Annotated in this window: 20 protein-coding genes and 1 pseudogene; 8 read left to right on the top strand and 13 right to left on the bottom strand. The window is 34.0% G+C overall.

Annotated features, from left to right (window positions below):
* The first annotated feature begins 41 nt into the window (after positions 1-41).
* The 3 genes from hisS to groL all read left to right on the top strand — a co-directional run bounded on the left by hisS (position 42) and on the right by groL (position 3531).
* Positions 42-1409, top strand: coding sequence for a histidine--tRNA ligase (gene hisS / locus K8V80_RS05245; protein ID WP_006744106.1), 1368 nt, complete (start codon positions 42-44; stop codon positions 1407-1409).
* Positions 1410-1590: 181 nt separating this feature from the next.
* The gene (locus K8V80_RS05240; protein WP_006744107.1) at positions 1591-1863 is read left to right on the top strand and encodes a co-chaperone GroES; all 273 of its coding nucleotides are present in this window, start codon (positions 1591-1593) and stop codon (positions 1861-1863) included.
* Between the two features lie 33 nt (positions 1864-1896).
* The gene (gene groL, locus K8V80_RS05235) at positions 1897-3531 is read left to right on the top strand and encodes a chaperonin GroEL (protein ID WP_276775899.1); all 1635 of its coding nucleotides are present in this window, start codon (positions 1897-1899) and stop codon (positions 3529-3531) included.
* Positions 3532-3611: 80 nt separating this feature from the next.
* On the opposite strand, the gene K8V80_RS05230 is transcribed toward groL, so the two are convergent.
* Positions 3612-4274: an HAD family hydrolase gene (locus K8V80_RS05230; RefSeq protein WP_276775898.1), complete on the bottom strand. Its 663-nt coding sequence runs from the start codon at positions 4272-4274 to the stop codon at positions 3612-3614.
* Positions 4275-4498: 224 nt separating this feature from the next.
* Between K8V80_RS05230 and K8V80_RS05225 the strand changes: the two genes are divergently transcribed.
* The gene (locus K8V80_RS05225) at positions 4499-5320 is read left to right on the top strand and encodes an enoyl-ACP reductase FabI (protein ID WP_006744110.1); all 822 of its coding nucleotides are present in this window, start codon (positions 4499-4501) and stop codon (positions 5318-5320) included.
* 108 nt (positions 5321-5428) lie between these two features.
* A complete protein-coding gene (locus K8V80_RS05220) occupies positions 5429-6133 on the top strand; it encodes an SAM-dependent methyltransferase (RefSeq protein WP_276775897.1) in 705 nt (234 codons plus the stop codon).
* On the opposite strand, the gene K8V80_RS05215 is transcribed toward K8V80_RS05220, so the two are convergent.
* From K8V80_RS05215 to K8V80_RS05205, 3 genes are all read right to left on the bottom strand, one after another.
* Positions 6099-7217 (bottom strand): hypothetical protein, encoded by a 1119-nt coding sequence (locus K8V80_RS05215; protein WP_006744112.1) that lies wholly within the window; start codon positions 7215-7217, stop codon positions 6099-6101. The genes K8V80_RS05220 and K8V80_RS05215 overlap by 35 nt on opposite strands.
* A gap of 58 nt (positions 7218-7275) precedes the next feature.
* Positions 7276-8130 carry a lipoyl synthase gene (lipA, locus tag K8V80_RS05210; RefSeq protein WP_006744113.1) on the bottom strand — a complete coding sequence of 285 codons (855 nt, stop codon included), beginning with the start codon at positions 8128-8130 and terminating at the stop codon, positions 7276-7278.
* Positions 8131-8201: 71 nt separating this feature from the next.
* Positions 8202-10388: a S9 family peptidase gene (locus K8V80_RS05205; protein WP_276775896.1), complete on the bottom strand. Its 2187-nt coding sequence runs from the start codon at positions 10386-10388 to the stop codon at positions 8202-8204.
* Positions 10389-10663: 275 nt separating this feature from the next.
* Here K8V80_RS05205 and K8V80_RS05200 point away from each other — a divergent pair, with 275 nt between their 5' ends.
* The 3 genes from K8V80_RS05200 to nagB are packed head-to-tail and all read left to right on the top strand — an operon-like array spanning position 10664 to position 13684.
* Positions 10664-11590, top strand: a complete 927-nt coding sequence (locus tag K8V80_RS05200) for a TIGR01212 family radical SAM protein (RefSeq protein WP_006744115.1) — start codon at positions 10664-10666, stop codon at positions 11588-11590.
* A gap of 44 nt (positions 11591-11634) precedes the next feature.
* Entirely contained in the window at positions 11635-12840 is a 1206-nt protein-coding gene (locus K8V80_RS05195) for an FprA family A-type flavoprotein (protein WP_040310111.1), read from the top strand.
* 34 nt (positions 12841-12874) lie between these two features.
* Positions 12875-13684, top strand: a complete 810-nt coding sequence (gene nagB, locus K8V80_RS05190; protein ID WP_006744117.1) for a glucosamine-6-phosphate deaminase — start codon at positions 12875-12877, stop codon at positions 13682-13684.
* Between the two features lie 437 nt (positions 13685-14121).
* Here nagB and K8V80_RS05185 read toward each other — a convergent pair whose 3' ends face one another.
* The 9 genes and pseudogenes from K8V80_RS05185 to K8V80_RS05145 all read right to left on the bottom strand — a co-directional run.
* Positions 14122-14733, bottom strand: coding sequence for an L-threonylcarbamoyladenylate synthase (locus tag K8V80_RS05185; protein ID WP_006744118.1), 612 nt, complete (start codon positions 14731-14733; stop codon positions 14122-14124).
* 81 nt (positions 14734-14814) lie between these two features.
* A complete protein-coding gene (locus tag K8V80_RS05180) occupies positions 14815-17349 on the bottom strand; it encodes an AsmA-like C-terminal region-containing protein (protein WP_276775894.1) in 2535 nt (844 codons plus the stop codon).
* Positions 17350-17375: 26 nt separating this feature from the next.
* Positions 17376-19376: an AAA family ATPase gene (locus tag K8V80_RS05175; RefSeq protein WP_276775892.1), complete on the bottom strand. Its 2001-nt coding sequence runs from the start codon at positions 19374-19376 to the stop codon at positions 17376-17378.
* 5 nt (positions 19377-19381) lie between these two features.
* Complete coding sequence (locus K8V80_RS05170) at positions 19382-20161, bottom strand: Cof-type HAD-IIB family hydrolase (RefSeq protein ID WP_276775890.1); 780 nt, start codon at positions 20159-20161, stop codon at positions 19382-19384.
* Between the two features lie 130 nt (positions 20162-20291).
* Positions 20292-21209, bottom strand: coding sequence for a tRNA (adenosine(37)-N6)-dimethylallyltransferase MiaA (gene miaA / locus K8V80_RS05165; protein WP_276775888.1), 918 nt, complete (start codon positions 21207-21209; stop codon positions 20292-20294).
* A gap of 26 nt (positions 21210-21235) precedes the next feature.
* Entirely contained in the window at positions 21236-21757 is a 522-nt protein-coding gene (locus tag K8V80_RS05160; RefSeq protein WP_006744123.1) for an IS1096 element passenger TnpR family protein, read from the bottom strand.
* A 123-nt stretch (positions 21758-21880) separates the two neighbouring features.
* Complete coding sequence (lpxA, locus tag K8V80_RS05155; RefSeq protein WP_006744124.1) at positions 21881-22651, bottom strand: acyl-ACP--UDP-N-acetylglucosamine O-acyltransferase; 771 nt, start codon at positions 22649-22651, stop codon at positions 21881-21883.
* Positions 22652-22658: 7 nt separating this feature from the next.
* Positions 22659-24044: a bifunctional UDP-3-O-[3-hydroxymyristoyl] N-acetylglucosamine deacetylase/3-hydroxyacyl-ACP dehydratase gene (locus tag K8V80_RS05150; protein WP_006744125.1), complete on the bottom strand. Its 1386-nt coding sequence runs from the start codon at positions 24042-24044 to the stop codon at positions 22659-22661.
* Between the two features lie 9 nt (positions 24045-24053).
* A pseudogene (locus K8V80_RS05145) lies at positions 24054-24446 on the bottom strand (UDP-3-O-(3-hydroxymyristoyl)glucosamine N-acyltransferase); the annotation flags it as partial.

The following is a 24446-nucleotide window of genomic DNA, read 5'->3' as shown; positions in this document are numbered from 1 at the left end:
ATTTCAACTAAATTTGTAATTCGAAAAATATTATAAAAGTTATGGCAGCAAAACCAGGTATACCAAAAGGAACAAGAGATTTCTCGCCAGCAGAAATGGCGAAGCGTAATTATATTTTTGATACAATTCGTAACGTATATCATCTTTATGGTTTTCAGCAGATAGAAACTCCTGCAATGGAGAATCTTTCTACTTTAATGGGAAAATATGGTGATGAAGGAGATAAGCTTCTATTCAAAATACAGAATTCAGGAGATTATTTTTCTAAATTGACTGATGAAGAATTACTAAGTAGAGATGCCGCAAAATTAGCAAGTAAGTTTTGTGAAAAAGGATTGCGTTACGATTTAACAGTACCATTTGCTCGTTATGTTGTAATGCATCGTAATGAGATAACCTTCCCTTTCAAGCGCTATCAAATTCAGCCTGTTTGGAGAGCTGATAGACCACAAAAAGGTAGATACCGTGAATTCTATCAATGTGATGCCGATGTTGTAGGTAGCGATTCTCTATTGAATGAAATAGAGTTGATGGAAATAGTAGATACTGTTTTTACCAAGTTTGACATTCGTGTATGCATCAAAATTAATAATAGAAAGATTTTATCAGGAATTGCCGAAGTAATTGGAGAATCTGATAAAATCGTTGATATAACAGTTGCAATTGACAAGCTTGATAAAGTGGGCTTGGATAATGTAAATAAAGAATTATCAGAAAAAGGTATTTCTGATGAAGCGATAGCCAAGCTTCAACCGATAATCAATTTATCTGGTACAAATGCAGAAAAACTAACTGTCTTGAAAGATGTTTTGGCTAGTAGTGAGATCGGTTTAAAAGGTGTTGAAGAGAGTCAATTCATCTTAGAAGCTCTAAGTACATTAGAGCTTAAAAATGAGATTGAATTGGATCTTACTTTAGCTAGAGGCTTAAATTACTATACTGGAGCTATTTTTGAAGTGAAAGCTTTGGATGTGGAAATAGGAAGTATAACAGGTGGTGGTCGTTATGATAACCTGACAGGAGTATTTGGTTTAAAAGATGTTTCTGGAGTAGGTATCTCTTTTGGCGCTGATCGTATTTATGATGTACTCAATCAATTAGAGTTATACCCTAAAGATGCTTTATTTGGCAGTCAACTTCTATTTATTAACTTTGGTGAAAAAGAAGCAGCATATTGCTTGAAAGTTTTAACTAAGGTCAGAAAAGCAGGAATTAGAGCCGAAATATATCCTGATTTTGGAGCAAAAATGAAGAAACAAATGACTTATGCCAATAATAACCAGGTTGCTTTTGTTGCAATGGTTGGTGAAAATGAAATGGCTGAAGGTAAAATTTCTTTGAAAAATATGGAAACAGGCGAACAAAAGGCTGTTACTATAGAGGAGTTGGTAAATATTATTAAGAAATAAATATAGATCTATTCTTAGATTAGAAAGCGAGTACGTGCACGTACTCGCTTTTTTTGTCTTTATGCGGACAAATTGGCAGGGTAAAAGTGACATTGTCGATACTAATTTAGAATGGCACACTTTTAGCAATATATAATAACAGAAACAGAAAATGTTTAACTATTAAATAAAATACAAGATTATGAATATTAAACCTTTGGCAGATAGAGTGTTGATACTCCCTGCACCTGCAGAAGAAAAGACAGTTGGCGGTATCATTATTCCTGATACAGCAAAAGAAAAACCTCTTAAAGGTGAAGTGATAGCTGTTGGTCAAGGTACTAAAGACGAAGAAATGGTGTTAAAAGTTGGTAACACTGTACTATATGGTAAATATGCTGGTACAACATTAGAGCATGAAGGAAAAGAATACCTTATCATGCGTCAAAGTGATGTAGTAGCAATCATTGGTTAATAAACATCGTTCATAATTTAAAAAGTAATCAAAATGGCTAAAGAAATTTTATTCAATATTGATGCTCGTGATCAACTAAAACAAGGTGTTGACGCGCTAGCTGATGCTGTAAAAGTAACACTAGGACCAAAAGGTCGTAACGTAATTATCGAAAAGAAATTTGGTGCACCTCATATTACTAAAGATGGTGTAACTGTAGCAAAAGAAGTAGAACTAGAAGATGCTTATCAAAATACAGGTGCTCAACTTGTAAAAGAGGTAGCTTCTAAAACTGGTGATGATGCTGGTGATGGTACAACTACAGCTACTGTACTTGCTCAAGCAATTGTAGCAGAAGGAGTAAAGAATGTTACAGCTGGAGCAAATCCAATGGATCTTAAGAGAGGTATTGATAAGGCTGTTGCAAAAGTTGTAGAATCTATCAAAAGTCAAGCTATTCAAGTTGATGATAATTATGATAGTGTGGAACAAGTTGCTACAGTATCTGCCAATAACGACGAACTAATTGGCAAATTAATTGCTGATGCTGTTCGTAAAGTTTCTAAAGATGGTGTTATTACTATCGAAGAAGCTAAGAGTATGGATACATCAATAGGCATTGTTGAAGGTATGCAATTTGATCGTGGTTATCTTTCTCCATATTTTGTAACAAATACAGAAAAGATGGAGTGTGAAATGGAAAACCCATACATCTTAATTTACGATAAGAAGATTTCTAACTTAAAAGAATTCTTACCTATCCTTGAACCAGCAGTTCAGTCAGGTCGTCCTCTTCTTGTTATTGCTGAAGATGTTGATAGTGAAGCTTTAACCACACTTGTAGTAAACCGTCTTCGTTCACAATTAAAAATCTGTGCTGTTAAAGCTCCAGGTTTTGGCGATAGAAGAAAAGAAATGCTTGAAGATATTGCTATTCTTACAGGTGGTATTGTTATAAGTGAAGAAAAAGGACTTAAACTAGAACAAGCAACTGTTGAAATGTTGGGTTCTGCTGAAAAAGTAACTGTTTCAAAAGACAATACAACTATTGTAAATGGTTCTGGTGATAGTAAACTCATCAAAGAACGTTGTGAACAGATTAAATCACAAATTGAAGCTTCTACTTCAGATTATGATAAAGAAAAACTTCAAGAACGTCTTGCTAAACTTTCAGGTGGAGTAGCTGTACTATATGTTGGTGCTGCTTCTGAAGTTGAAATGAAAGAAAAGAAAGACCGTGTAGATGATGCTCTTTGTGCAACTAGAGCAGCTATTGAAGAAGGTATCGTTCCTGGTGGTGGTGTGGCTTATATTAGAGCGATTGAGGCTCTAGAAGGCTTAGCTGGTGAAACTGCTGATGAAGAAACTGGTATTGCTATCATTAAGCGTGCTATTGAGGAACCTCTTCGTCAAATTGTAGCAAATGCAGGTAAAGAAGGTGCTGTAGTGGTACAAAAAGTTCGTGAAGCTAAAGGCGAATTTGGTTATAATGCTCGCTATGATAGATATGAAGATCTTGTTAAAGCAGGTGTTGTTGATCCAGCAAAGGTAACTCGTGTTGCTCTAGAAAATGCGGCATCAATTGCTGGTATGTTCTTAACAACAGAATGTGTTATTGTTGATAAAAAAGAAGAAAACCCAATGCCAATGGGTGGCAACCCAATGGGAGGCATGGGAGGTATGATGTAATACATCATTTTCTCAACTATATAAAAAAGAGCTATTCCGCACGGAATAGCTCTTTTTTATACCTTATATTTTAGTGTAAATTAATTATTGTACTTATCAATAATGCTAAGTATATCTAGGGGAGTGTTTACAATAAATTGAGGATTATACTTTTGTAGTTCTTCAATAGGTCTAAATCCCCAACTTACTCCACATCCAATCAATTGAGCATTTTTTGCTGTTTGCATATCTACATCAGAATCTCCAATATATAATACCTCAGAGTTTTTCACAGGCACTATTTGTAGTATTTCATTAATTACTTGAGGATCTGGTTTGGTAGGAATTCCCTCTCTTTGACCTAGAACTGCTTTAAAGGGAATGTGGGAGAAAAAGTGCTTTATTAATGTTTCTGATCCAGCTTGATATTTATTTGTAGCAACCGCTAGTGCAATACCCTTTTCTGTTAGTGATTCCAATACGTGTAGAATGCCTTCATAGGGTTTGCTTTTATCTGTAAGATGTTCTGCATAGTAGGCAATAAATAAAGATCGCATTTTTGATATATTCTCTTGTGTCTTTTGCCCTTCGGGAAGAGCTCTCTCAAAAAGTTTATTTATTCCGTTTCCTACCATGAAATTATATTTGTCTGTTTCGTGAGTAGGGTGTCCTAGTTGAGTAAGAGCATGGTTTGTACTTGCTGCCAAATCTGCTATAGTATTGAGAAGCGTTCCGTCTAAATCAAATATTGCGAGCTTAATCATATTTTCTGTCTTATAAATTCGTTAGAAAACAAAAATAATGAAACTAATCGTAAAGTCTATGTTTAAAACTATTGAGGTTCGGATTATAGTAAATATATACTTATTTTTAATTGATTTTTAAGAACTAGCTTATCCTCAGTCCTTTTATTTGCACACTTTTACCTGTTTTATGCAATTATCTGTTATATTTGCATAGTTATCAACTTAGAATAAATAGAAATAATATGAGTTATAATTTATTAAAAGGAAAAAGAGGTATTATTTTTGGTGCATTGAATGACCAATCTATTGCTTGGAAAGTTGCTGAAAGAGCTGTAGAAGAAGGTGCAACAATTACTCTATCAAATACAGCAGTAGCTGTACGTATGGGACAAGTAAGTGAGCTTGGTCAAAAGCTTAACTGTGAAGTTATTCCTGCTGATGCTACTAGCCTAGAAGACCTTGAAAATGTATTCAAAAAATCTATGGAAGTATTGGGTGGTAAAATAGACTTCGTTCTTCACTCTATTGGTATGTCTCCAAACGTTCGTAAAGGTAGAGACTATGATGACTTAAACTATGACTTCCTAAATAAGACATTGGATATTTCTGCTATATCTTTCCATAAAATGTTACAAGCTGCTAAAAAACAAGATGCTATTGCTGAAGAAGGCTCTGTATTAGCCCTTACTTATATTGCTGCTCAACGTACTTTCTGTGGATATAATGATATGGCTGATGCTAAATCTCTTTTAGAATCAATTGCTCGTAGCTTTGGTTATATCTATGGTAGATCTAGTAAGGTTCGTGTAAATACAATATCTCAATCTCCTACTATGACAACTGCAGGACAAGGAGTTAGTGGTATGGATAAATTATTCCATTTTGCTGAAAAACTATCTCCACTAGGAAATGCAGATGCAGATGATTGTGCAAATTATTGTATGGTAATGTTCTCAGACTTAACCAAGAAAGTAACTATGCAAAACTTATATCATGATGGAGGATTCTCTAGTGTGGGTATGAGTGATGATGCTATTGAAGTTTTCGAAAAAGGATTGGAATAAGAACATTCCAATAGAATAAAATATTAAAAAAATAAGCTGTTTACTTAGTTTTAAGTGGACAGCTTATTTTGTATTATTACCTTTGTACTCTAATTAGATTGTTTTAATATGAAACCTGCATTATATTTAATTCCCGTAACACTGGGAGATACCTCCATAGAACAAGTTTTACCTGCTTATAATAAAGATATTATTCTTAGTATAAAACACTTTATCGTTGAAGATATACGTTCGGCTAGACGCTTTCTAAAAAAAGTAGATCAGGATATAGATATTGATAGTTTACGCTTTTATGAGCTCAATAAAAGAACTCCAAAAAGTCAGTTTTCAAATTATCTTGATCCTTTACATAATGGTGAATCTATGGGTGTTATCTCAGAGGCTGGTTGCCCTGCTGTAGCAGACCCAGGTGCAGACGTTGTTGCTATTGCTCAAAAGAAAGGATTAAATGTAGTTCCTTTAGTGGGACCATCATCTATTATTTTGGGTGTTATGGCTTCTGGATTTAATGGGCAAAGCTTTGCCTTCAATGGTTATTTACCAATAGATGCCAACGAGAGAATGAAAAGTTTAAAGAACCTTGAAACTAAAATTTATCAAGAAGATCAAACTCAACTATTCATCGAAACTCCTTATCGTAATCATAAGATGTTAGATGATATTTTAGCACATTGTAGACCTCAGACTAAGCTTTGTATTGCGGCAAATATTACTTGTCCAGATGAATATATTCAAACAAAATCGGTTCAAGAATGGAAAAAAGGGGTACCCAATTTGGCTAAAGTTCCTTGTATTTTTCTCTTGTACAAATAACTTCTTTCAGATGTTGGTATTCATGTTTAAAACATTCGCTAAACATATTCTTACCCATTTGAGCTTCGACTTCTTGGAAAGTCCAAAGTCGGCCATTCTTGAAGTTTAGATTATATAGCAAATCAGGATTATCTGTCTCTACCATAAAGAGATAGATAAGTCGGTTGGTGTGTTTGTTTTCAAAATGATACATGATATTGAAGAATGGATCTACACCTTTCACTTTAGGAAAAGCATTCTTAATAAGTCTTTTGGCGCCGTGCTCTAGCGTTTCTCCATACTTTAAATAGCATTCCATGGGAATATCTATTTTATCTTGATCAATAATGCAGTTTTGTGAACGATTGCATAGGTAGAGTTTACCTTGGCTAAAAGCTGCAATTCTGATCACAGGATTAATATATTCATTCTTGTATCTGATAGCTTCTAAGGCCATCGTCTTCCCTATAACAGCTCCTTGTTTATTCACAATAGGTACATATTCTATGTGTCTTGTTATTCTGTTAAAATAAAATATAGCTATTTGGTTGAATACTATGGTCAGTAAAAATACTATTGGAGGAAGATATCTATTAAATAAAATGATGTGAGTTTCTAAGATAGGGTGGGCAGTCATCATTAATACAAGAATAAGAGCAAAATGAATGCTTGCTACCATCAAAAAAATACGTGCAGCTACAACGGCAGATTCAGCACCTTGAGCATAAAATCTCTTACTGCAAGAATCTTGTCTATCAATAAAGAAATTGATAAATCGTTGTTTGTGCATATATAAAATAGCCATCATTATAAATGCACTTATTTCAATAGTTAAAGGTAGATAACCATACGGACAGTACTTACAATAGACAAAAGTCGCTACTGTAAATAAAAATAATATTATTGTACTTATATAAAGAATAAATCTAGGAACTTTAGCTCCTTTAACAACGGCTGTTCTCAAAGAAGCTAAAGCACCTATACCAGTTCCAATATAGATAGCTATATCTTGAGATATAAATAGGCATAATACTATAGTAACTAGTATTGGTAAAAAGCCTAAAGACATATTGAAAGCTGAAGATAAATTTCCTTTTTTACTCATCTAAATCTGTTTCTTGTTCTACTACTATCAACAAATTTATCAAGATTTAGTTTTAGAATTACTTAGTAACAATATGCTTCTCTGCGTGATAGGATGACCTAACAAGAGGTGCACTTTCCACTTTATCAAAGCCTTTTGCTTCTCCTATTTCTCTGTATTTGGTAAATTGTTGAGGGGTTATATATGCAGCAACAGGGTAATGTTTTTTTGATGGTTGTAGGTATTGTCCAATCGTAAGTACTTGACAGTTAACAGCTCTTAAGTCATCCATTAGCTCATATACTTCTTCCTCAGTTTCGCCTAAGCCAACCATTATTCCTGATTTGGCACGAATACCACTATCTGCAATCTGTCGTATAACACTCAAACTCCTAGAATAGTTGGCTGCACTACGTACATTTGGAGAAATTCTTTTAATTGTTTCCATATTATGAGAGATAATATCTGGTTTAGCATCAATAACCTTCTGTATTAACTCTGGCTTGCCCTGGAAGTCTGGAATCAAAACTTCTATAGTGGTATTAGGGTTTAAACGTTTTATTTCTGTAATTGTTTTTGCCCAATGTTCTGCTCCTTGATCGGGTAAATCATCTCTATCTACCGAAGTAATGACAGCATGATCTAGTTTCATGAGAGCAATAGATTTAGCAACATTGGTTGGTTCTTCCTGATTAAGAGCAAGGGGTTTCCCCGTCATCGTATTGCAGAATTTACAGCTCCGAGTACATATTTCACCTGAAATCATGAAAGTAGCAGTTCCTCTTCCCCAGCATTCTCCAAGGTTAGGACATCTTCCACTAGTGCAAATGGTGTGTAGGCAGTGGGAGTCTACAATCTTTTTAGTATCTGTGTAACGTTGGTTTGCACCGATTTTTATTTTCAGCCACTCTGGTTTTCTTACGCGTTCGTTCATAGGTTTTGTAGATTTAAAAAAGACAGCACAAGTTTATAACGTGTTAAACTATGCTGTCTTGGTGTTTTCTATTATAAATTATCTTTTAGATATTGTGTTAGTTTTGAATATAGATGATAGCGTGTGTTTCCTCCAAAAATACTATGATTCCTATTGGTGTAAACATGCATATCAAAAGGCTTATTGAGTTGTACTAACCATTCTGCATATTCAGCAGTGTGTTGGTAGTGTACATTGTCGTCATTCATTCCATGAACAATCAATAATCTACCTTGTAAATTTTCTGCTCTTGTAAATGCTGATGTAGCTTTGTATCCTTCGAAGTTTTCTTGAGGTGTTCTCATGAAACGTTCTCCATAAATTGTATCATAATACTTCCAGTCAGTAACAGGAGCAACAGCAATACCTGCTTTGAAAATTGGTGTGCCTTGGCTCATACTCATAATGGTCATATAACCTCCAAAGCTCCAGCCCCAAATGCCTATTCTCTGTCCATCAATATAACTTTGATTACTTAAATATTTAGCAGCTTCAACTTGATCTTCTGCTTCTTTTACACCCAAATAGAGATAAGTGCATTTTTTAAATTCTTCTCCTCTACCTCCTGTTCCTCTGCCATCAACACAAGCAATAATATAATCTTGAGTAGCCATATAGGTTTCCCAGCTGATACCCCATTTGTTTAATACTTGTTGGCTACCAGGTCCACTATATTGGAACATTAATACAGGGTATTTTTTATTAGGATTAAAATTAGCGGGTTTCATTAACCAACCATTTAACTCAGTGCCTGTAGATGTTTTGAATTTAAACATCTCTTTTTGAGGAAGACTATAATGAGCTAATGTACTCTTTAGATTTGTATTGTCTATTAAAGTATGCAGAGTCTTGCCATTGTTGTCATTTAAAGTTACCAACATTGGTTCTGTGAAACTTGTATACTTATTAATAAAGTACCTCATATCACCACTAAATATAGCTGTGTTTGTTCCTTTTTGGCAGGTAAGTAGAGTCTTCTTCTCTTTTCTATCTATCTTATAAATGGCGGTTTCTGTAGGATTACCCTCATTACTTTCTACATAGAAACAGTTTTCTTTTTCATTCCATCCTAAGAAGTTTTTTACTTCGTAATTGCCTTTTGTGACTTGCTTTACTAAGTTACCATTCATATTATACCAATATAAATGGGAATAGCCATCCCTTTCACTAATGAAGCTAAAGTTGTTGTCATAAAAGTGAACATTATCAAGCACACTTTCTTCAATATAGTATTTACTTTCTTCTCTAAGAGCAAGTTTAGATACGGTAGACTTTGGATTAGTAAAATAGATATCGAGCCTATTCTGGTGTCTATTCATCGTGAACACAGCAAGCTTTTCTGCATCTTTAGTAAAGCGGATGCGAGGAATATATCCATCAGCATCTAAAGGAACCTGAAGTTGTCTGGTTACCTTTGACTTGATATCAAATGAATGTACAGATACTTTAGAATTGGGCTCTCCAGCTTTAGGGTATTTATATGTGTATTGTCCTGGGTATAGTTCAAATTGCTTATAATGTGGAGCTTGACCAGCAAATAGAGGGAAAGAATAAGAAGGAACTTCTGATTCATCGAACTTAATGTAGGCTAGCATTTTATTGTCTGCACTAAACTCTAGAGCTCTGTTGAAGCCAAATTCTTCTTCATAAACCCAATCAGGAATACCATTAAGTATTTTATTAAATTCACCGTCAGTGGTTATTTGTGACTCACTATTTCCGTACAGAAATTTGACTAAAAAGATATTGTTGTCTCGTACAAAAGCAACCATATGCCCATCAGGGGAGAATACGGGTGATTGTTGAGGACCAAAGTCAGAAAGAGGTTCTAGTACATTACGCTCTATGGTATAAATGTAGTGTATAGCAGTATAAGATCTTCTATAAATTGATTTTTTATCTGTGGCGATTAATATTTTCGATTCATCAGGCGAAAAAGTATAGTCGTTAAATGATTTAATATTGCTATCTCTAGCTGTTTTAACATCAAAAACAGTCGATACTGGTTTCCCTGTTTTGAAAGAGTATTTAATAATTTGAGTGCCCTCTGGATTCATTTGAGTGTAGTGTTCTCCATCGTTCATAGGTACTATCCCATAAATATTTTCGGGAATATACTTACCTTGCACAATGTCTTTTAACTCAATTTGTTTTCCTCCTTGCGCCATGCATCCAATAGAAAAGAGGCATAATAGTAGTGTTAATTGTAGATTTCTCATAATCGCTTATTACAAATAGTTAGATAAAATAGGTACATTTACAAATGTATGAAAAATACCTTAGTAGGTACTATGAGATACTAATATAATGTTTATATAGAAAAGCACCAATCAATGTTGCTTTCAACCCGCTATTTTATTCGTGTTGTATAGCCAATTAAACTTCTCTTGGATTATCTTAAAAGTGTTATTTAATACCTTAATTAGAGGATTAAGCATCTTTTCTAAAGTAGATTTAATCTAAATAATGTATATTTGTAGATATATAATAAGAAATGAAAAAAGAACAACCCTATAATACTTTTCCGGCTTTTTTGAAAAAGTACTTTCCCTTTAAAGTTCAAAAAATATCTTTAAATGCAGGCTTTACTTGTCCTAATCGAGATGGAACCAAAGGACACGGAGGATGCACTTATTGTAATAATCAAACATTCAATCCTGCTTATTGTAAGACAGAGAAAAGTGTAGAAACTCAGTTAAATGAAGGAAAAGTGTTCTTTTCTTATAAGTACCCCGAGATGAAATATCTTGCCTATTTTCAAGCCTATACTAATACTTATGATGAACTTGATGGTTTAAAGAAAAAGTATGAAGAGGCTCTTCAAACCAAAGATGTAGTAGGCTTAGTTATTGGGACACGCCCCGATTGTATGCCAGACTCTCTTCTGGATTACTTAGAAGAACTTAATAAAAAAACTTTCTTACTTGTTGAGTATGGTATTGAATCAACACATGATGAAACGCTCAAACGAATAAATAGGGGACATACATTTGCCGAGACAGTAGATGCAATCTATAGAACAAAACAAAGAGGTATTCTAACAGGAGGTCATGTCATATTAGGGCTGCCAGGGGAAGATAAAAATCAAATTCTATCACAAGCTATAGAAATATCAAAACTACCTTTGGATACAATTAAACTGCATCAGTTACAGATTATTAAGGGTACAAAAATGGCTAAAGAATATGCTGAACATCCAGAAGATTTTCATATGTTTAATGTGGATGATTATATGAATTTAGTAATAGATTATATTCAGTTACTAAATCCTGAAATTACTGTAGAGCGATTCTTATCTCAATCACCAAAAGAATTAATCATAACTCCCGATTGGGGTTTGAAGAATTACGAATTCACAGATCGCGTGTTTAAGAAAATGAAGGAAATAGGAGCTTATCAAGGTAAGCTTTTTAATAATTAAGAATAAAAGAGTTACTTTTGTTATCAATTGAAGTTAAATATAAAATGGAACAGAAAACAAAGATTAAAGGTGACATACACTATGTAGGTGTAAATGATCGTGAATCACACCTATTTGAGGGTTTATGGCCACTACCATATGGGGTGTCTTATAACTCTTACCTTATAGTGGATGAAATGGTGGCGCTTGTTGATACTGTTGAGATCTGCTATTGCGAAGAGTATTTGCATAAAATCAAACAGATTTTAGGCAATCGCCCTATCGATTACTTAGTAATAAACCACATGGAGCCCGATCATTCTGGTTCAATCAAAATGATCAAGGAACATTATCCTAACATTATTATCGTAGGGAATAAACAAACTTTCGGTATGGTTGAAGGATTCTATGGTATAACTGGTGAGCAGTATTTGGTTGGTGATGGTGATTTCCTTAAGTTAGGAAAACATCAGCTTCGTTTCTATATGACTCCAATGGTGCATTGGCCAGAAACTATGATGACTTTTGAAGAAAAGACAGGAACATTATTTTCTGGAGATGCTTTTGGTACATTTGGTGCATTAAATGGTGGTTTCATAGATAAGCGCATAAACGTTTCAATCTATTGGGATGAAATGATTCGCTACTATTCTAATATTGTAGGTAAGTATGGCTCTCCTGTACAGCGTGCTTTAAAGAAATTAGGCGATTTACCTATTCACGTAATATGCTCCACTCATGGACCTGTGTGGACAGAAGAAGATAAAATAAAGAAAGTAATTGATATCTATAATGACTTAAGCTTATACAACGCTAAAGAAGGAGTTGTTATTATTTATGGAACTATGTATGGTAATACAGAGGCTATGGCAGAAGAAATAGCCTCAGATCTATCAGCAATGGGCATAAAAGATATCGTGCTTCATAACTCCAATAAATCAGATCCATCATACATTATCGCAGATGTGTTTAGATACAAAGGGTTGATCATTGGTAGCCCAACATATAATGGTCAGATTTACCCTCGTATAGAAGGCATTATTTCTGATATTCTTTTGAGAGATATTAAAAACCGCTATTTAGGTTACTTTGGTTCTTGTAGTTGGGCTGGAGCAGCAGTGAAAAGGATGGCTGATTTTGTTACTAAGAGTAAATTTGAACTAGTGGCAGATCCTATTGAAATGAAGCATGCTATGAAAGAAATCAATTATGAACAATGTGCTCATTTAGCTAAGAGTATGGCTGATCGTCTTAAAAAAGATAGAAAGTAGAATTCTATATTAACTATAAAACATATAAACAAACATGAGATTAATTATTCAACCGGATTATAATTCAGTATCACTATGGGCTGCACATTATGTTGCTGCTAAAATTAATCAAGCAAAACCTACAGCACAAAAACCTTTTGTATTAGGCTGTCCTACAGGCTCTACTCCTCTAGGTATGTATAAAAACCTGATTGAATTGAATAAAAAAGGTCTTGTATCTTTTGAAAACGTAGTAACATTCAATATGGATGAGTATGTCGGAATGTCTAAAGATCATCCTGAAAGCTACTTCTCTTTCATGTGGAAGAATTTTTTCGGTCTTATCGATATCAAGAAAGAAAATACTAATTTCCTTAATGGTAATGTAGAAGATCTAGAAGCTGAATGTGCTCGTTATGAAGCTAAAATAGCTTCTTATGGTGGTGTTGACTTGTTTATGGGTGGTGTTGGTTCTGATGGACATATTGCTTTCAATGAGCCTGGTTCATCTCTAACTTCTCGTACACGCCTTAAAACACTTACTGCTGATACGATTATAGCTAACTCTCGCTTCTTTGATAATGATATCAATAAAGTACCAAAAACATCTTTGACAGTAGGTGTAGGTACTATTATGGATGCTAAAGAAGTGATGATCTTAGTAAATGGTGCTAGTAAAGCTCGTGCGTTACATCAAGCTGTTGAAGGTTCTATTAATCACATGTGGACAATTACTGCTCTTCAGTCTCATCCAAAAGGTTTAATTATCTGTGATGATGCAGCTACTTCAGAATTGAGAGTAGGTACATATCGTTATTTTAAAGACATTGAATCGACTAATCTAGATCCAAAATCTTTACTTTAAAAAAAGAAAGTAAAATAGATAAATAAAAAGGAGCTATCTAATTTTTTTTTAGGTAGCTCCTTTCTTTTTGTACAAATTGGGTTGAATTGTTATATAACTTCAGGTAGACAAGAGTTGTAGTATCTTTTAGGCCCTTGTTAAATTAAACATTAAGGATTAATTTACTCTTCATAAATAAGAGCTGAGAAAACATAATAGCTAATTTATAATATTGTTTTAACACCGACATGGCATTCTCTTAACACCGACATGATAATGACATGTCGGTGTCATGATAGATGAATGACTCAATTAAAAGAAGAATTTGAATCTAATCATTACATCTTATTTTAAGTTTTAATGAGACTCTATTTTCTACTTATCCCGATTTCGAGCAAATAAAAATAGGCTGACTATTTAAATTTAGTCAGCCTATTTTTAGTTATTTAAATTATTAATTATACCATTAATTCTCCTTTTCCTTGTCTAGCAATTTCAACATAATCGCCAGTGCAATCTACTATTGTGGATGCACTATAGTCACCCGTACCACCATCGATAACGAGATCTACAATTTTTCCGAACTTTTCATAAATTAGCTCAGGATTAGTGAGAAAGCCTGTATCTTCATTTTCTCCCAATGGAACTGTCGTTGTCATAATGGGGAATTCAAGCGCTTTAGTTATATCCATTATTATTTCATTGTTTGGCATACGAATACCAACTTCTTTTCTGTTGCGGAAGATTTTAGGTAGTTTATTTGTCCCGTTTAAAATAAAAGTGAATGGACCAGGTAAATTTGCTTTCATTATTTTGAAAACAGTATTACTCATTTTTGCATACTCACTGATTGTGCTTAAATCATAACAAATGAGAGATAAGTTGTTCTTGCGAGGGTCAATACCCTTTATCTCACATATTTGTTCGATAGCCCTTTCTTTCATACAATGGCAACCAATGGCATACATTGTATCTGTAGGATATATAATAATTCCTCCATCATTAAGTATATCTATTACTTGTTGAATTTTTTGAGGATCATTATTAGAGTCATACAATTTCATTAACATATTCTCAATATTTTAATTGTGGAACAATACTATCTGCTTTTTTGAAGTGATAGTTAATATTAATATAACAATATTTTAATTCTACTTGTTCTTTTTCTTTTTGAAAAGGTCTTTAATTTTATTACCGACCTCTTCTTTGACTTGTTCTTTAATATCTGTTTGAACGCTGTCATTTCCGAGGCTTGTGGAATCTTTCTTGTTTTTTAGTAGCTCTTTAGATAGAAAATCTTTAGCCTTATCTTCTAATACTTTTCCCCCTTCTTCAAGCATACTTTTTGTGTCTATTTTGAAGGTAGGATTATTGAAAGAGCCTCCTACAAGGAATCCCATGGTATTTAAACCTTCTACTTTAGAAACAGATGCTGGTAGTTTTAGTTTACCAGTGTACTCGATAGTTTGATCAAGACCCGTTGTTCCTGTTAGGGTTAAGTTATAATCTCCCACATTAAAAGTAAAAGGCTTCGTTTCTAGTCTACCATCTTTTATATGGAAATTTAGGTCAATATCTTTTATTTGCTTATTTAGTAAATCTTCTTTATTCAAAGCTTGTGATAGCTTTTTAGCGATATCTACATTTGATAATTTTAAATCCTTAGTTTTGATGTTCCCTGCTGCCTGTAAAGTGGGGTATATAGGCTCCATACTTGCATTTAGCTCTGTCTTAAGTTGCATTGCTCCAGAGAAATTACCTTCCAGATTACTAAATATCGGTGCTAAAGATTGAACCATATTTAATTCTTTATAAGCTTTGGCAAATGACAGATTATTCATCATGAAATTTGCATTTAGTGTAGGATGTTCAATGCGTTCTGTAGAGTAAGAACCGTTCATTATTAACTCTCCGTCCATAGCATTCATGGAAAGATTAGTCATATCTGCTTTACCATCTTTCACATGAATATGTCCTTTCACATTGGTAATTGTCCAATTACTTAGTATGACTTCTTTTAAATTTGCGTTAATGTTGAAATCTATATTCTTAGGAACCTCTATTACTCCGAATATTGAATCAGACTCTGCTATTGACGCATCTTCTTGTTCTTCTGAACTCATAAAGTCGTTAAGATTAAGATGGTTTGAACGAGCATTTAAAGATCCTTTTATAGTGCTTCCTTTCATAAGATAACCTATGTAATTATTTAATTGGCTATCTAGAGTTATATCATTTTCTCCAATATGGATAGTTGTTTCGCTCAATTTTAGGAATTGAGGAGTGAATGTAAGTAATGACTGATCTACCTTCATACTCGGAATATCCTTTACATCGATTTTCATGTCTTTTACTTGAATAGTTCCCGATGCTTGAATTCTGTCGTACAGTTCTTTTTCGATGAAAGAGGATTGACCAGCAATAGCAATATTGGCATTTATAATACCGTTTAAATTCATATCCTCCAAAGGATATACCTCTTCGATTTTACCCAAATCAAGGATGCCATTCGCTTTTATATCAAAACGAGGATCACTTACTATATTGCTAATTGATGCATTTACTTGGAATGGGTTATTAGCCATTCTAAATGTAAATGGGTTTAATTTGATAATTGTTTTATCAGCTAGACCTCCAGGGTTACTAATATTAGCATTGATGTTAATTTGATCTACACCTGAAGGAAGAGAAGGGTAGCGAAACATTGCGTCTTTCACATCAAGAGTTATGTCAAATGAAGGGAGAATATCTCCTTGCATTGTTCCTTTGGCATAAGCTATAAGTGTAGCTGTGCCATCTGTTTGGATGTTTTTAAAATCATTGGCATAAATGGCAGGGATAAGAGAAAGTACTTCTTTAAAGCCTACTTCACTAGTATTAAGCTTTAAATCCATTTCGATAGCATCATTATCTTTCATTGCTACCCAACCATCTAGATTGGTTTTAATTGCATTGAGTTGAATTTCATTTTTAGCAAGAGTAAAAACCTTATTCCTTAAATCTGCATCCAGATTAATTTTTGCTTTCAAATGCATAGAGTTGATCAGAGGAATACCTCCTGATCTGAAAGTTAAATTTGGAGTGTTTCCCTCAATAGCTAGAGTTGTTTTCTTACTCGATAAATCTCCCTTTAAATTAAGGTCTAAGTTATCGATTAGTGCAAATTGATTATCTTTTTGATTGTCGTATATAAGAGAGAAGTTTTTAACACTTATCTTATCAACTTTCAAAGAAAAGTTTCCTTCTGTTGCATCTTCCAGTTCTTCTTGAACATCTTCCTTGGTATCTTCTTCTTTTAAAATATTCCAATTTTCAACACCTGTAGGTAGTACAACAGCTTTTAGTTTACCCTCATTCAGTATAATTTGTCCTATTTCATATCCACTATCCTTAAATAGGGACATTACATTGACAGTAGCTGTCAGCTCCTTAGCTTTTGCTAATGTGTCATTTTCAAACTCATTGATACCTTTTACCCAGAAGTCTTTTAGGGTAAGAGAGGCTTTCGGGAAGTTTTTAAATAAACTAATATCTAATGAAGCAAAATCAAACTCTGCATTAAGCATTTTGTTGGCTTCTTTCTTTACTAGAGATTCTATTTTTCCACTAAATAAAAAGGGAATAGAAATCATTATTACAAGAAGAATAGCAACTATTATTCCTGTGATTTTGAATGCTTTTTTCATATTCTATATTTTATAATAAGTTAGATTTATTTTTTCTTACGTAGTTCTTTGGCAAGTCTCCAATGTAATTCAGCTTCACTCTCTTTACCTATTCTGAATAATGCATCACCAAAGAGTTCATGGGCTTTGGCATGTTCTGGTTTATAAGTAGTTGCTTTGTCCAAATCAGCAAGAGCTCCATTATCATCGTGCATAGCCAAACGAAGTTTCCCTCTATTATAAACAGTTTTGAACTCATAAGGGTTGAGTTGAACCGCCTTATTTAAGCAGATATCAGCTTCATCATACTCTTTAAGATTGTAAAGAGTTACTCCTTTACGTACCCATGCATTTGTATATTCGGGGTATAGTTCGATAGCTTTGTTGTAGTTGGCAATTGCCGCTTTAGAGTCTTTTGCATCGGTAATACAAGTATTCCCCATATGGTAATATTCCTTTGCATATTTCCGTAGATTCTTCTGTTGTAGGCTAAGAGTTTCTTTTAATTGTTTGTTTTCTTCTTTTAGTTTTGTAATAATACCTAGTTTATGTCGGATAAATCTTTGAAAAAGAGGCTTCTCTATATCGTATCTTGCATGAATCGCTTTAAAAAAATGGGATAAGAAAGACGAAAAATTTCCTTGGTCAAAGTCTTTTATAGCTTGCGTATATTCGTCATCAGCTTGTGCTTCTTTGAGGGCAGTTTGTATTGCTTGTTCATTATTGAAGTTTTTAGCAAAATGAATAATTTCTGGATGTACAAATATCTGTGCTTGACTAATAGGCCGCTTCAAGTAAATTCCATTTAATGAGGTGCAACGGCTTAGGGCTACATAAGTTTGACCACCAGCAAAAACGCCTCCTGTAAAGTCAATAACTGCTTTGCTAAATGTTAGTCCCTGACTTTTGTGTACTGTTATAGCCCAAGCTAGACGGATCGGAAATTGTGTAAATACACCTAACTCTTCTCCTTCAATTTCTTTCTTCTCTTCATTATATCGATATCGAATATTTCTCCAAGTTTCGGGTTTAACATCGTATTCTGATCCATCATCCGTAACTATATATAAGAGTCCTTTTTCCTCATCTATCCCACTGATGACACCAATTGTTCCATTAACCCATCTTTTATCCATATCATTTTTTATAAAGATGATTTGAGCACCTACCTTTACTATTAATTCTAGTGGTGTAGGTAAACTGTTGAGAGGGAACTCTCCAGCAATTTCTCCGTACAAAACAATAGGATCTCCGTCTAAAGATTTGAGTTTGTTTTCATTAATGAAATCGACGTTATCCCTGCGTGTCGCCAAGGTAATATACATGTTGTCTTTACTTTCATCAATAGATATATTATAGCGAGTATTGAGAAGTTGTAGGTCTGCTGCACCAGCACTAGCTGTTCGAATTTTATTCAGAACATTGACAAAGACAGGATCAGTTTGCCTATATACTTTTTGAAGCTCTATAGCAACAAGTTTCATCTGTCTAAAGGCATGAGCCGAAAAGAAATATGGAGTAGGATAGGCCCTATTTATAATTTCCCGAATATCATTAGTAACGACAGGTTCCAACTGAAAAATATCGCCGACAAGTAGTATTTGTTTACCACCAAAAACTGCTCTGGGATTGTTTGAAAAAGTGCGAAGTATGGCATCTAATGTATCTATAATATCTGCACGAACCATTGAGATTTCATCAATGATGATGAGTTCAACTTCTTTTATTATTTTTCTCTGTTCTGCAGAATATTTAAAGAATTTATGAATCTGACCACGATGTTGGCTCAGGTTGGGATCACCAGGGAGTAAAGGGTGAAAAGGTAGTTTAAAAAAACTATGTAAAGTACTACCTCCTACATTGATAGCAGATATGCCAGTAGGAGCTAGTACAATATGTTTTTTCTTTGTATTCTCGCAAATATACTTTAGAAAGGTAGATTTACCTGTTCCTGCTTTTCCTGTTAAAAAAATAGACTGATTGGTATATTTGATGAGTTTTAAAGCATTTTGAAAATCTTTGTTTTGTTGGTCTATATGAATTGCCAAGGTGCTTATATAATATTAAAATGTTTGAGAGCATTCCAAATGCCGTCTTCATCAACTGTAGAGGTCACATAATCGGCGTATGATTTGACATGATCAACTGCATTGCCCATTGCAATACCTATTCCAGCATGAGCAAGCATACTGATGTCATTTCCTCCATCTCCAATAGCCACAGTATCTTCGAGCTTTAGATTAAAGTGCTTACGAATAACCTCTACACCTGTCTCTTTTGTATTTCCCTTGGATACAATGTCTACAAATTCAGGATTCCATCTTTCGGGTTGACAGTTTGGAATTAAATTTAAAATAGAGTTTTCTTCTTCTTTGGTTATAAAAGGAGTCATCTGAAATACGTCACCAGAGATAGCTTCTTCAAAAGTTTTTTCGGGTATGACAGGTACATTTAGATGATCATAAAATATATCCTTTACTAATTTATTGGGTTGGCAAACAGAAATAGTGTGTTCACTTACAAAAATAACAGCTTTCTTATTGTCTATACAATATTTAGCCATATTCTCTACATCATTTTTCGGTATAATGCTTTTGTGAAGTACTTGATCAGTTGTAAAACAGTATCCACCATTCATTGTAACATAGCCATCTACGTACTCTTCAATTTTACCTAGATTATTAATAATCGCCTTGGGTCTGCCAGTTGCAATAAATATTTTATGTCCATTTTCTTTTGCTAATCGAATAGCATTAATTGTTGATTCTGGAATTTGGTGGGTTTTAAAACTTACTAGAGTACCATCTATATCGAAAAAAATTGCTTTCATCATTAATCGTTTAGTATTTATATTTAGAATGAATGCATAATCACTAATGCTTCGTCTTAAATCTATTTTTTTTAGTAAAGTATTTAAACAAAGAGGCGAGCTTTATTGTTTGGAGCTCACCTCTCATTTATATTTATTTAGATAGTTCTATTTTATCTGATATATACTTGATTATTTGTTCATATTCATCGGGGTGGAACCATTCTATATCTTGGTCTCTTTTGAACCAAGTTAATTGTTTTTTAGCATAGTTTCTACTATTCTGCTGGATCTTTTGAATCGCAAAATCTTTAGTCCATTCGCTATCCAAGTATTTAATAATCTCTTTGTATCCAACGGTGTTCATAGAGTTCAATCCTTTGAATTGGTATACCGATTTTACCTCTTCTATAAGTCCCTCCTTTTCCATTTCAAGTACTCTACGGTTTATTCTATCGTAAAGTTCTTCTCTATCTCGATTCAATCCTATTTTAATAATATTGAAAGGACGTTCTTTTGCTTCTTGAGTGAGGAATGAGCTGTAGGGAAGCCCTGTCATATAACAGATCTCTAAGGCATGTATTACTCTTTTTGGGTTTTTAAGATCAACATTATTGTAGTACGTGGGATCGAGTAATTTGAGTTCAGAAACAAGTTGCTCCAAACCTTCATTCTTATATCGGTCAAGTAAGATAGTTCTTGTTTCCTCATCTACGGTTGGAATATCATCTATGCCCTTGCATACTGCGTCAATATACATCATAGAGCCTCCAGTAAGCACATAGATATCTTTCTTTTGGAAGAGTTCTTCCAATAACTTGATAACCTCTTCCTCGTATTTTGCTGCACTATAATAATCGGTTAGCTCTAGAGTTCCTACTAGGTGATGTTTTACTCTACTTAATTGTAACGGAGTAGGAGCAGCGGTCCCTATTTGAAGTTGTCTGTATAGCTGGCGAGAGTCTGCAGAAATAATTTCAGTATTAAAATTTTCTGCAATGGATAAACTAAGTTCTGTTTTTCCAACTCCCGTAGGTCCTATTAATACTATTAAATTCTGTTTATGCTTCATTTATATTACGATGAGGCTTTGTATTATTAAAGTTCATCTAAGTTTTCAAACCCTTCTATCTCAAGAGAGTCATAATCTTGATCGCCATAAAACGATTCATCGACATCTATAGAAGTCGTTTTTGTTGCTTCCTTTTCTTCCGTAAAAAACTGACTTGGAGCATCCCCTTCAGTTCTTGTGCATTTTGCTTTTTTAATATCTTTACCTGTAATAATTTCTGATAATTCTATAAAGAAAAATCTTTCATGAGGGTAATCAAATTGCAATACCATTCTTTGTTGCTCATCTTCAAAGAACTCTGTAAGTTCGGTCTCATCCATTATCCAGCTATCTTCTTCTGGATTAATGTCTTTCTCATTTAGAGATATCTCTTCTCTATGTTCCCAGTCTTCATCGCAAATGAAAAATGAAGCCATTTCTGCTGGCTGATAGTTTACAGAGTTGAAGATTGCCTTGTATAAATCTAAAAATGTGGCATCAGGATCAATTTGAATTTCACGGCGAAATTGATCAACTTCATCAGAAATAAGTGTAAATCTATAGATCATTGTATTGTAATATTAATTCTTATTGTAAAAATAGTAAAAATGATATGAAGTCCATAGTGGAGTGAATAAAATAAAAAAGGAGCACTAATACAAGTACTCCTTCTCTATAATCTATTTTTTTAATTAGGCTTTAATAATACCTCTTTGAGATGTACGAATAAACTCTAAAATATATTCGATTTCTTTACTCATAGGTATTTCTTGTTCTACCTGCTTTAAGGCTTCTGATCTATTTAATCCACTTTGATAAATAATTCTATAAGCATCGTGAATGTTTTGTATCAATTCATTAGAAAAGCCTCTGCGGCGAAGCCCTATAATGTTGATGCCAGCATAAACAATAGGATCTCTTCCTGCAATAATATAAGGAGGTATATCTTGGCTGAAGCGAGAGCCTCCTTGAATCATTACATATCCACCTACTCTACAAAACTGGTGCATTAAGACAGCAGCACTAACAATAGCATTATCATCTATTATTATTTCACCTGCAAGTTTAGTGGCATTACCTATAATACAGCCATTTCCCACAATTGCATCGTGAGCTACGTGAACTCCTTCCATTAAAAGGTTGTTGCTACCTACAACTGTTCGATTCTTAGCGGCTGTACCACGATTGACTGTAACATTTTCACGAATTAAATTGTTATCGCCAATTTCTGCAGTAGTAACTTCTCCTTTAAACTTTAAATCTTGAGGAGTTGCACTGATTACTGATCCAGGAAAGAAGGTGTTTCCATTACCTATTCTAGCTCCTTCAAGGATTGTAACATTAGGCATTATTTTGTTGTTGTCTCCTATTATCACATCTTTGTCGATGTAGGAAAAAGGACCAACTTCCACATTCTTTCCAATTTTTGCTTCAGGATGAATGTAAGCTAACGGACTTATCATGTTCAAATTATTTGTTCTTAACTATTTGTGCCATAAACTCGGCTTCACACACAATTTTTTCACCAACAAAAGCATATCCCTTCATCGTTGCAATCCCTCTTCTAATTGGAGTTAGAAGTTCTACTTTGAAAAGGAGAGTATCTCCAGGTACAACTTTTTGACGGAATTTTACTTTATCTATTTTCATGAAATATGTAGAATAAGACGAAGTGTCTTCAACAGAATTTAGTACTAATAAACCACCTACTTGTGCCATAGATTCAACCTGAAGTACTCCAGGCATAATTGGCTCTGCTGGAAAGTGACCTTGGAAGAATGGCTCATTGGATGTTATGTTTTTAACTCCTACAATATAATTCGCTCCAATTTCTATAATTTTATCTACTAACTGAAATGGATAGCGATGAGGTAATAATTCTCTTATGCGGTTGACATCCATTATTGGTTCCTTCTCTGGATTGTACAATGGTGCTTGTACCTCGTTCAAGCGTATTTCTTTACGCATCTTACGAGCAAACTTATTGTTTACAGTATGTCCAGGACGAGTAGCTATAATTCTACCTTTAATAGGCTTTCCTATGAGGGCTAAGTCTCCAATAACATCTAGTAATTTATGGCGTGCACATTCGTTTGGCCATACTAGAGGTTTATGATTAAGATATCCTAGTTCACTAGCATCTTGATGAGGTACACCCATTACATCCGCTAGTTGGTTAAAGTTTTCTTGAGGCATTTCTTTTTCATAGATAACAATTGCATTATCTAAGTCGCCGCCTTTAATTAAACCTGCTTGAAGAAGTGGGGCAATTTCTCTTACAAATACGAAAGTTCTGCAAGGAGCAATTTCTTTTGCAAAATCAGACATATGTTCAAGAGTAGCATATTGATTGGGTAGAATTTTAGAGTCATAAGAGATGAGTACATTCAAACTGAATTCATCATCTGGTAGTACTATTATAGAGGAGCCTGTTTCTTCGTCTTTGAATTCTATTTTCGACTTGATAATATAGAAATCTTTAACCGCATTTTGATTAACAGTGCCTACTCTTTCGATTTCTTTAACGTAAAATTGTGAGCTACCATCTAAAATAGGAAACTCAGGACCATTTACTTGTATTAAACAATTATCTATGCCCAATGCGTATAAGGCAGCCATACCGTGTTCTACAGTACTTACTTTTATATCGTTCTTAGCAAGAACAGTTCCACGTGTTGTTTCTATTACATTATCAGCAACCGCTTCAATGATAGGTTGGTCTTTGATATCTACACGTTGGATTTTATACCCATGATTTTCAGGGGCTGGATTAAAAGTTACTGTTAAGTTTAAACCAGTATGAAGACCCTTTCCACTCAGCGAAAAGCTTTCTTTAAGCGTTTTTTGTTTTAACATTGGTCTTTATTATTTTAGTTTACCTTTAATTTCGTTTAGTTCTTTGCGTAGCATATTTATTTCCATATAAATATCTGGAAGCTTTTTAAATACGCTAGCAGCTTTAAAATATTGTCGAGCTTCAAATGCTGGTGAGCCCATCACCTGATTTCCTGATTTTATGTTTCCTGGTATTCCTGATTGTGCAGCAATACCAACTTTATCTCCAATTTTTGCATGTCCTGCTAAGCCTGCTTGACCACCAATCATACACCATTGTCCTATTTTTGTAGAACCAGCGACGCCAGCTTGTGCTGCTATTACAGTATGTGAACCTACTTCATCATTGTGAGCTATCTGAATAAGATTATCTAGTTTTACTCCTTTACGAATGATTGTTGCTCCCATTGTAGCACGATCAAT

The organism is Bacteroides coprosuis (assembly GCF_020741705.1).
GTDB lineage: Bacteria > Bacteroidota > Bacteroidia > Bacteroidales > Bacteroidaceae > Bacteroides_E > Bacteroides_E coprosuis.
This window is presented reverse-complemented; position numbering and strand designations above follow the sequence as displayed.

Coding starts and splice junctions, on each gene's coding strand:
- hisS (WP_006744106.1), top strand. CDS start 42: ATGGCAGCAAAACCAGGTATACCAAAAGGAACAAGAGATTTCTCGCCA.
- K8V80_RS05240 (WP_006744107.1), top strand. CDS start 1,591: ATGAATATTAAACCTTTGGCAGATAGAGTGTTGATACTCCCTGCACCT.
- groL (WP_276775899.1), top strand. CDS start 1,897: ATGGCTAAAGAAATTTTATTCAATATTGATGCTCGTGATCAACTAAAA.
- K8V80_RS05230 (WP_276775898.1), bottom strand. CDS start 4,274: ATGATTAAGCTCGCAATATTTGATTTAGACGGAACGCTTCTCAATACT.
- K8V80_RS05225 (WP_006744110.1), top strand. CDS start 4,499: ATGAGTTATAATTTATTAAAAGGAAAAAGAGGTATTATTTTTGGTGCA.
- K8V80_RS05220 (WP_276775897.1), top strand. CDS start 5,429: ATGAAACCTGCATTATATTTAATTCCCGTAACACTGGGAGATACCTCC.
- K8V80_RS05215 (WP_006744112.1), bottom strand. CDS start 7,217: ATGAGTAAAAAAGGAAATTTATCTTCAGCTTTCAATATGTCTTTAGGC.
- lipA (WP_006744113.1), bottom strand. CDS start 8,130: ATGAACGAACGCGTAAGAAAACCAGAGTGGCTGAAAATAAAAATCGGT.
- K8V80_RS05205 (WP_276775896.1), bottom strand. CDS start 10,388: ATGAGAAATCTACAATTAACACTACTATTATGCCTCTTTTCTATTGGA.
- K8V80_RS05200 (WP_006744115.1), top strand. CDS start 10,664: ATGAAAAAAGAACAACCCTATAATACTTTTCCGGCTTTTTTGAAAAAG.
- K8V80_RS05195 (WP_040310111.1), top strand. CDS start 11,635: ATGGAACAGAAAACAAAGATTAAAGGTGACATACACTATGTAGGTGTA.
- nagB (WP_006744117.1), top strand. CDS start 12,875: ATGAGATTAATTATTCAACCGGATTATAATTCAGTATCACTATGGGCT.
- K8V80_RS05185 (WP_006744118.1), bottom strand. CDS start 14,733: ATGTTAATGAAATTGTATGACTCTAATAATGATCCTCAAAAAATTCAA.
- K8V80_RS05180 (WP_276775894.1), bottom strand. CDS start 17,349: ATGAAAAAAGCATTCAAAATCACAGGAATAATAGTTGCTATTCTTCTT.
- K8V80_RS05170 (WP_276775890.1), bottom strand. CDS start 20,161: ATGATGAAAGCAATTTTTTTCGATATAGATGGTACTCTAGTAAGTTTT.
- miaA (WP_276775888.1), bottom strand. CDS start 21,209: ATGAAGCATAAACAGAATTTAATAGTATTAATAGGACCTACGGGAGTT.
- K8V80_RS05160 (WP_006744123.1), bottom strand. CDS start 21,757: ATGATCTATAGATTTACACTTATTTCTGATGAAGTTGATCAATTTCGC.
- lpxA (WP_006744124.1), bottom strand. CDS start 22,651: ATGATAAGTCCGTTAGCTTACATTCATCCTGAAGCAAAAATTGGAAAG.
- K8V80_RS05150 (WP_006744125.1), bottom strand. CDS start 24,044: ATGTTAAAACAAAAAACGCTTAAAGAAAGCTTTTCGCTGAGTGGAAAG.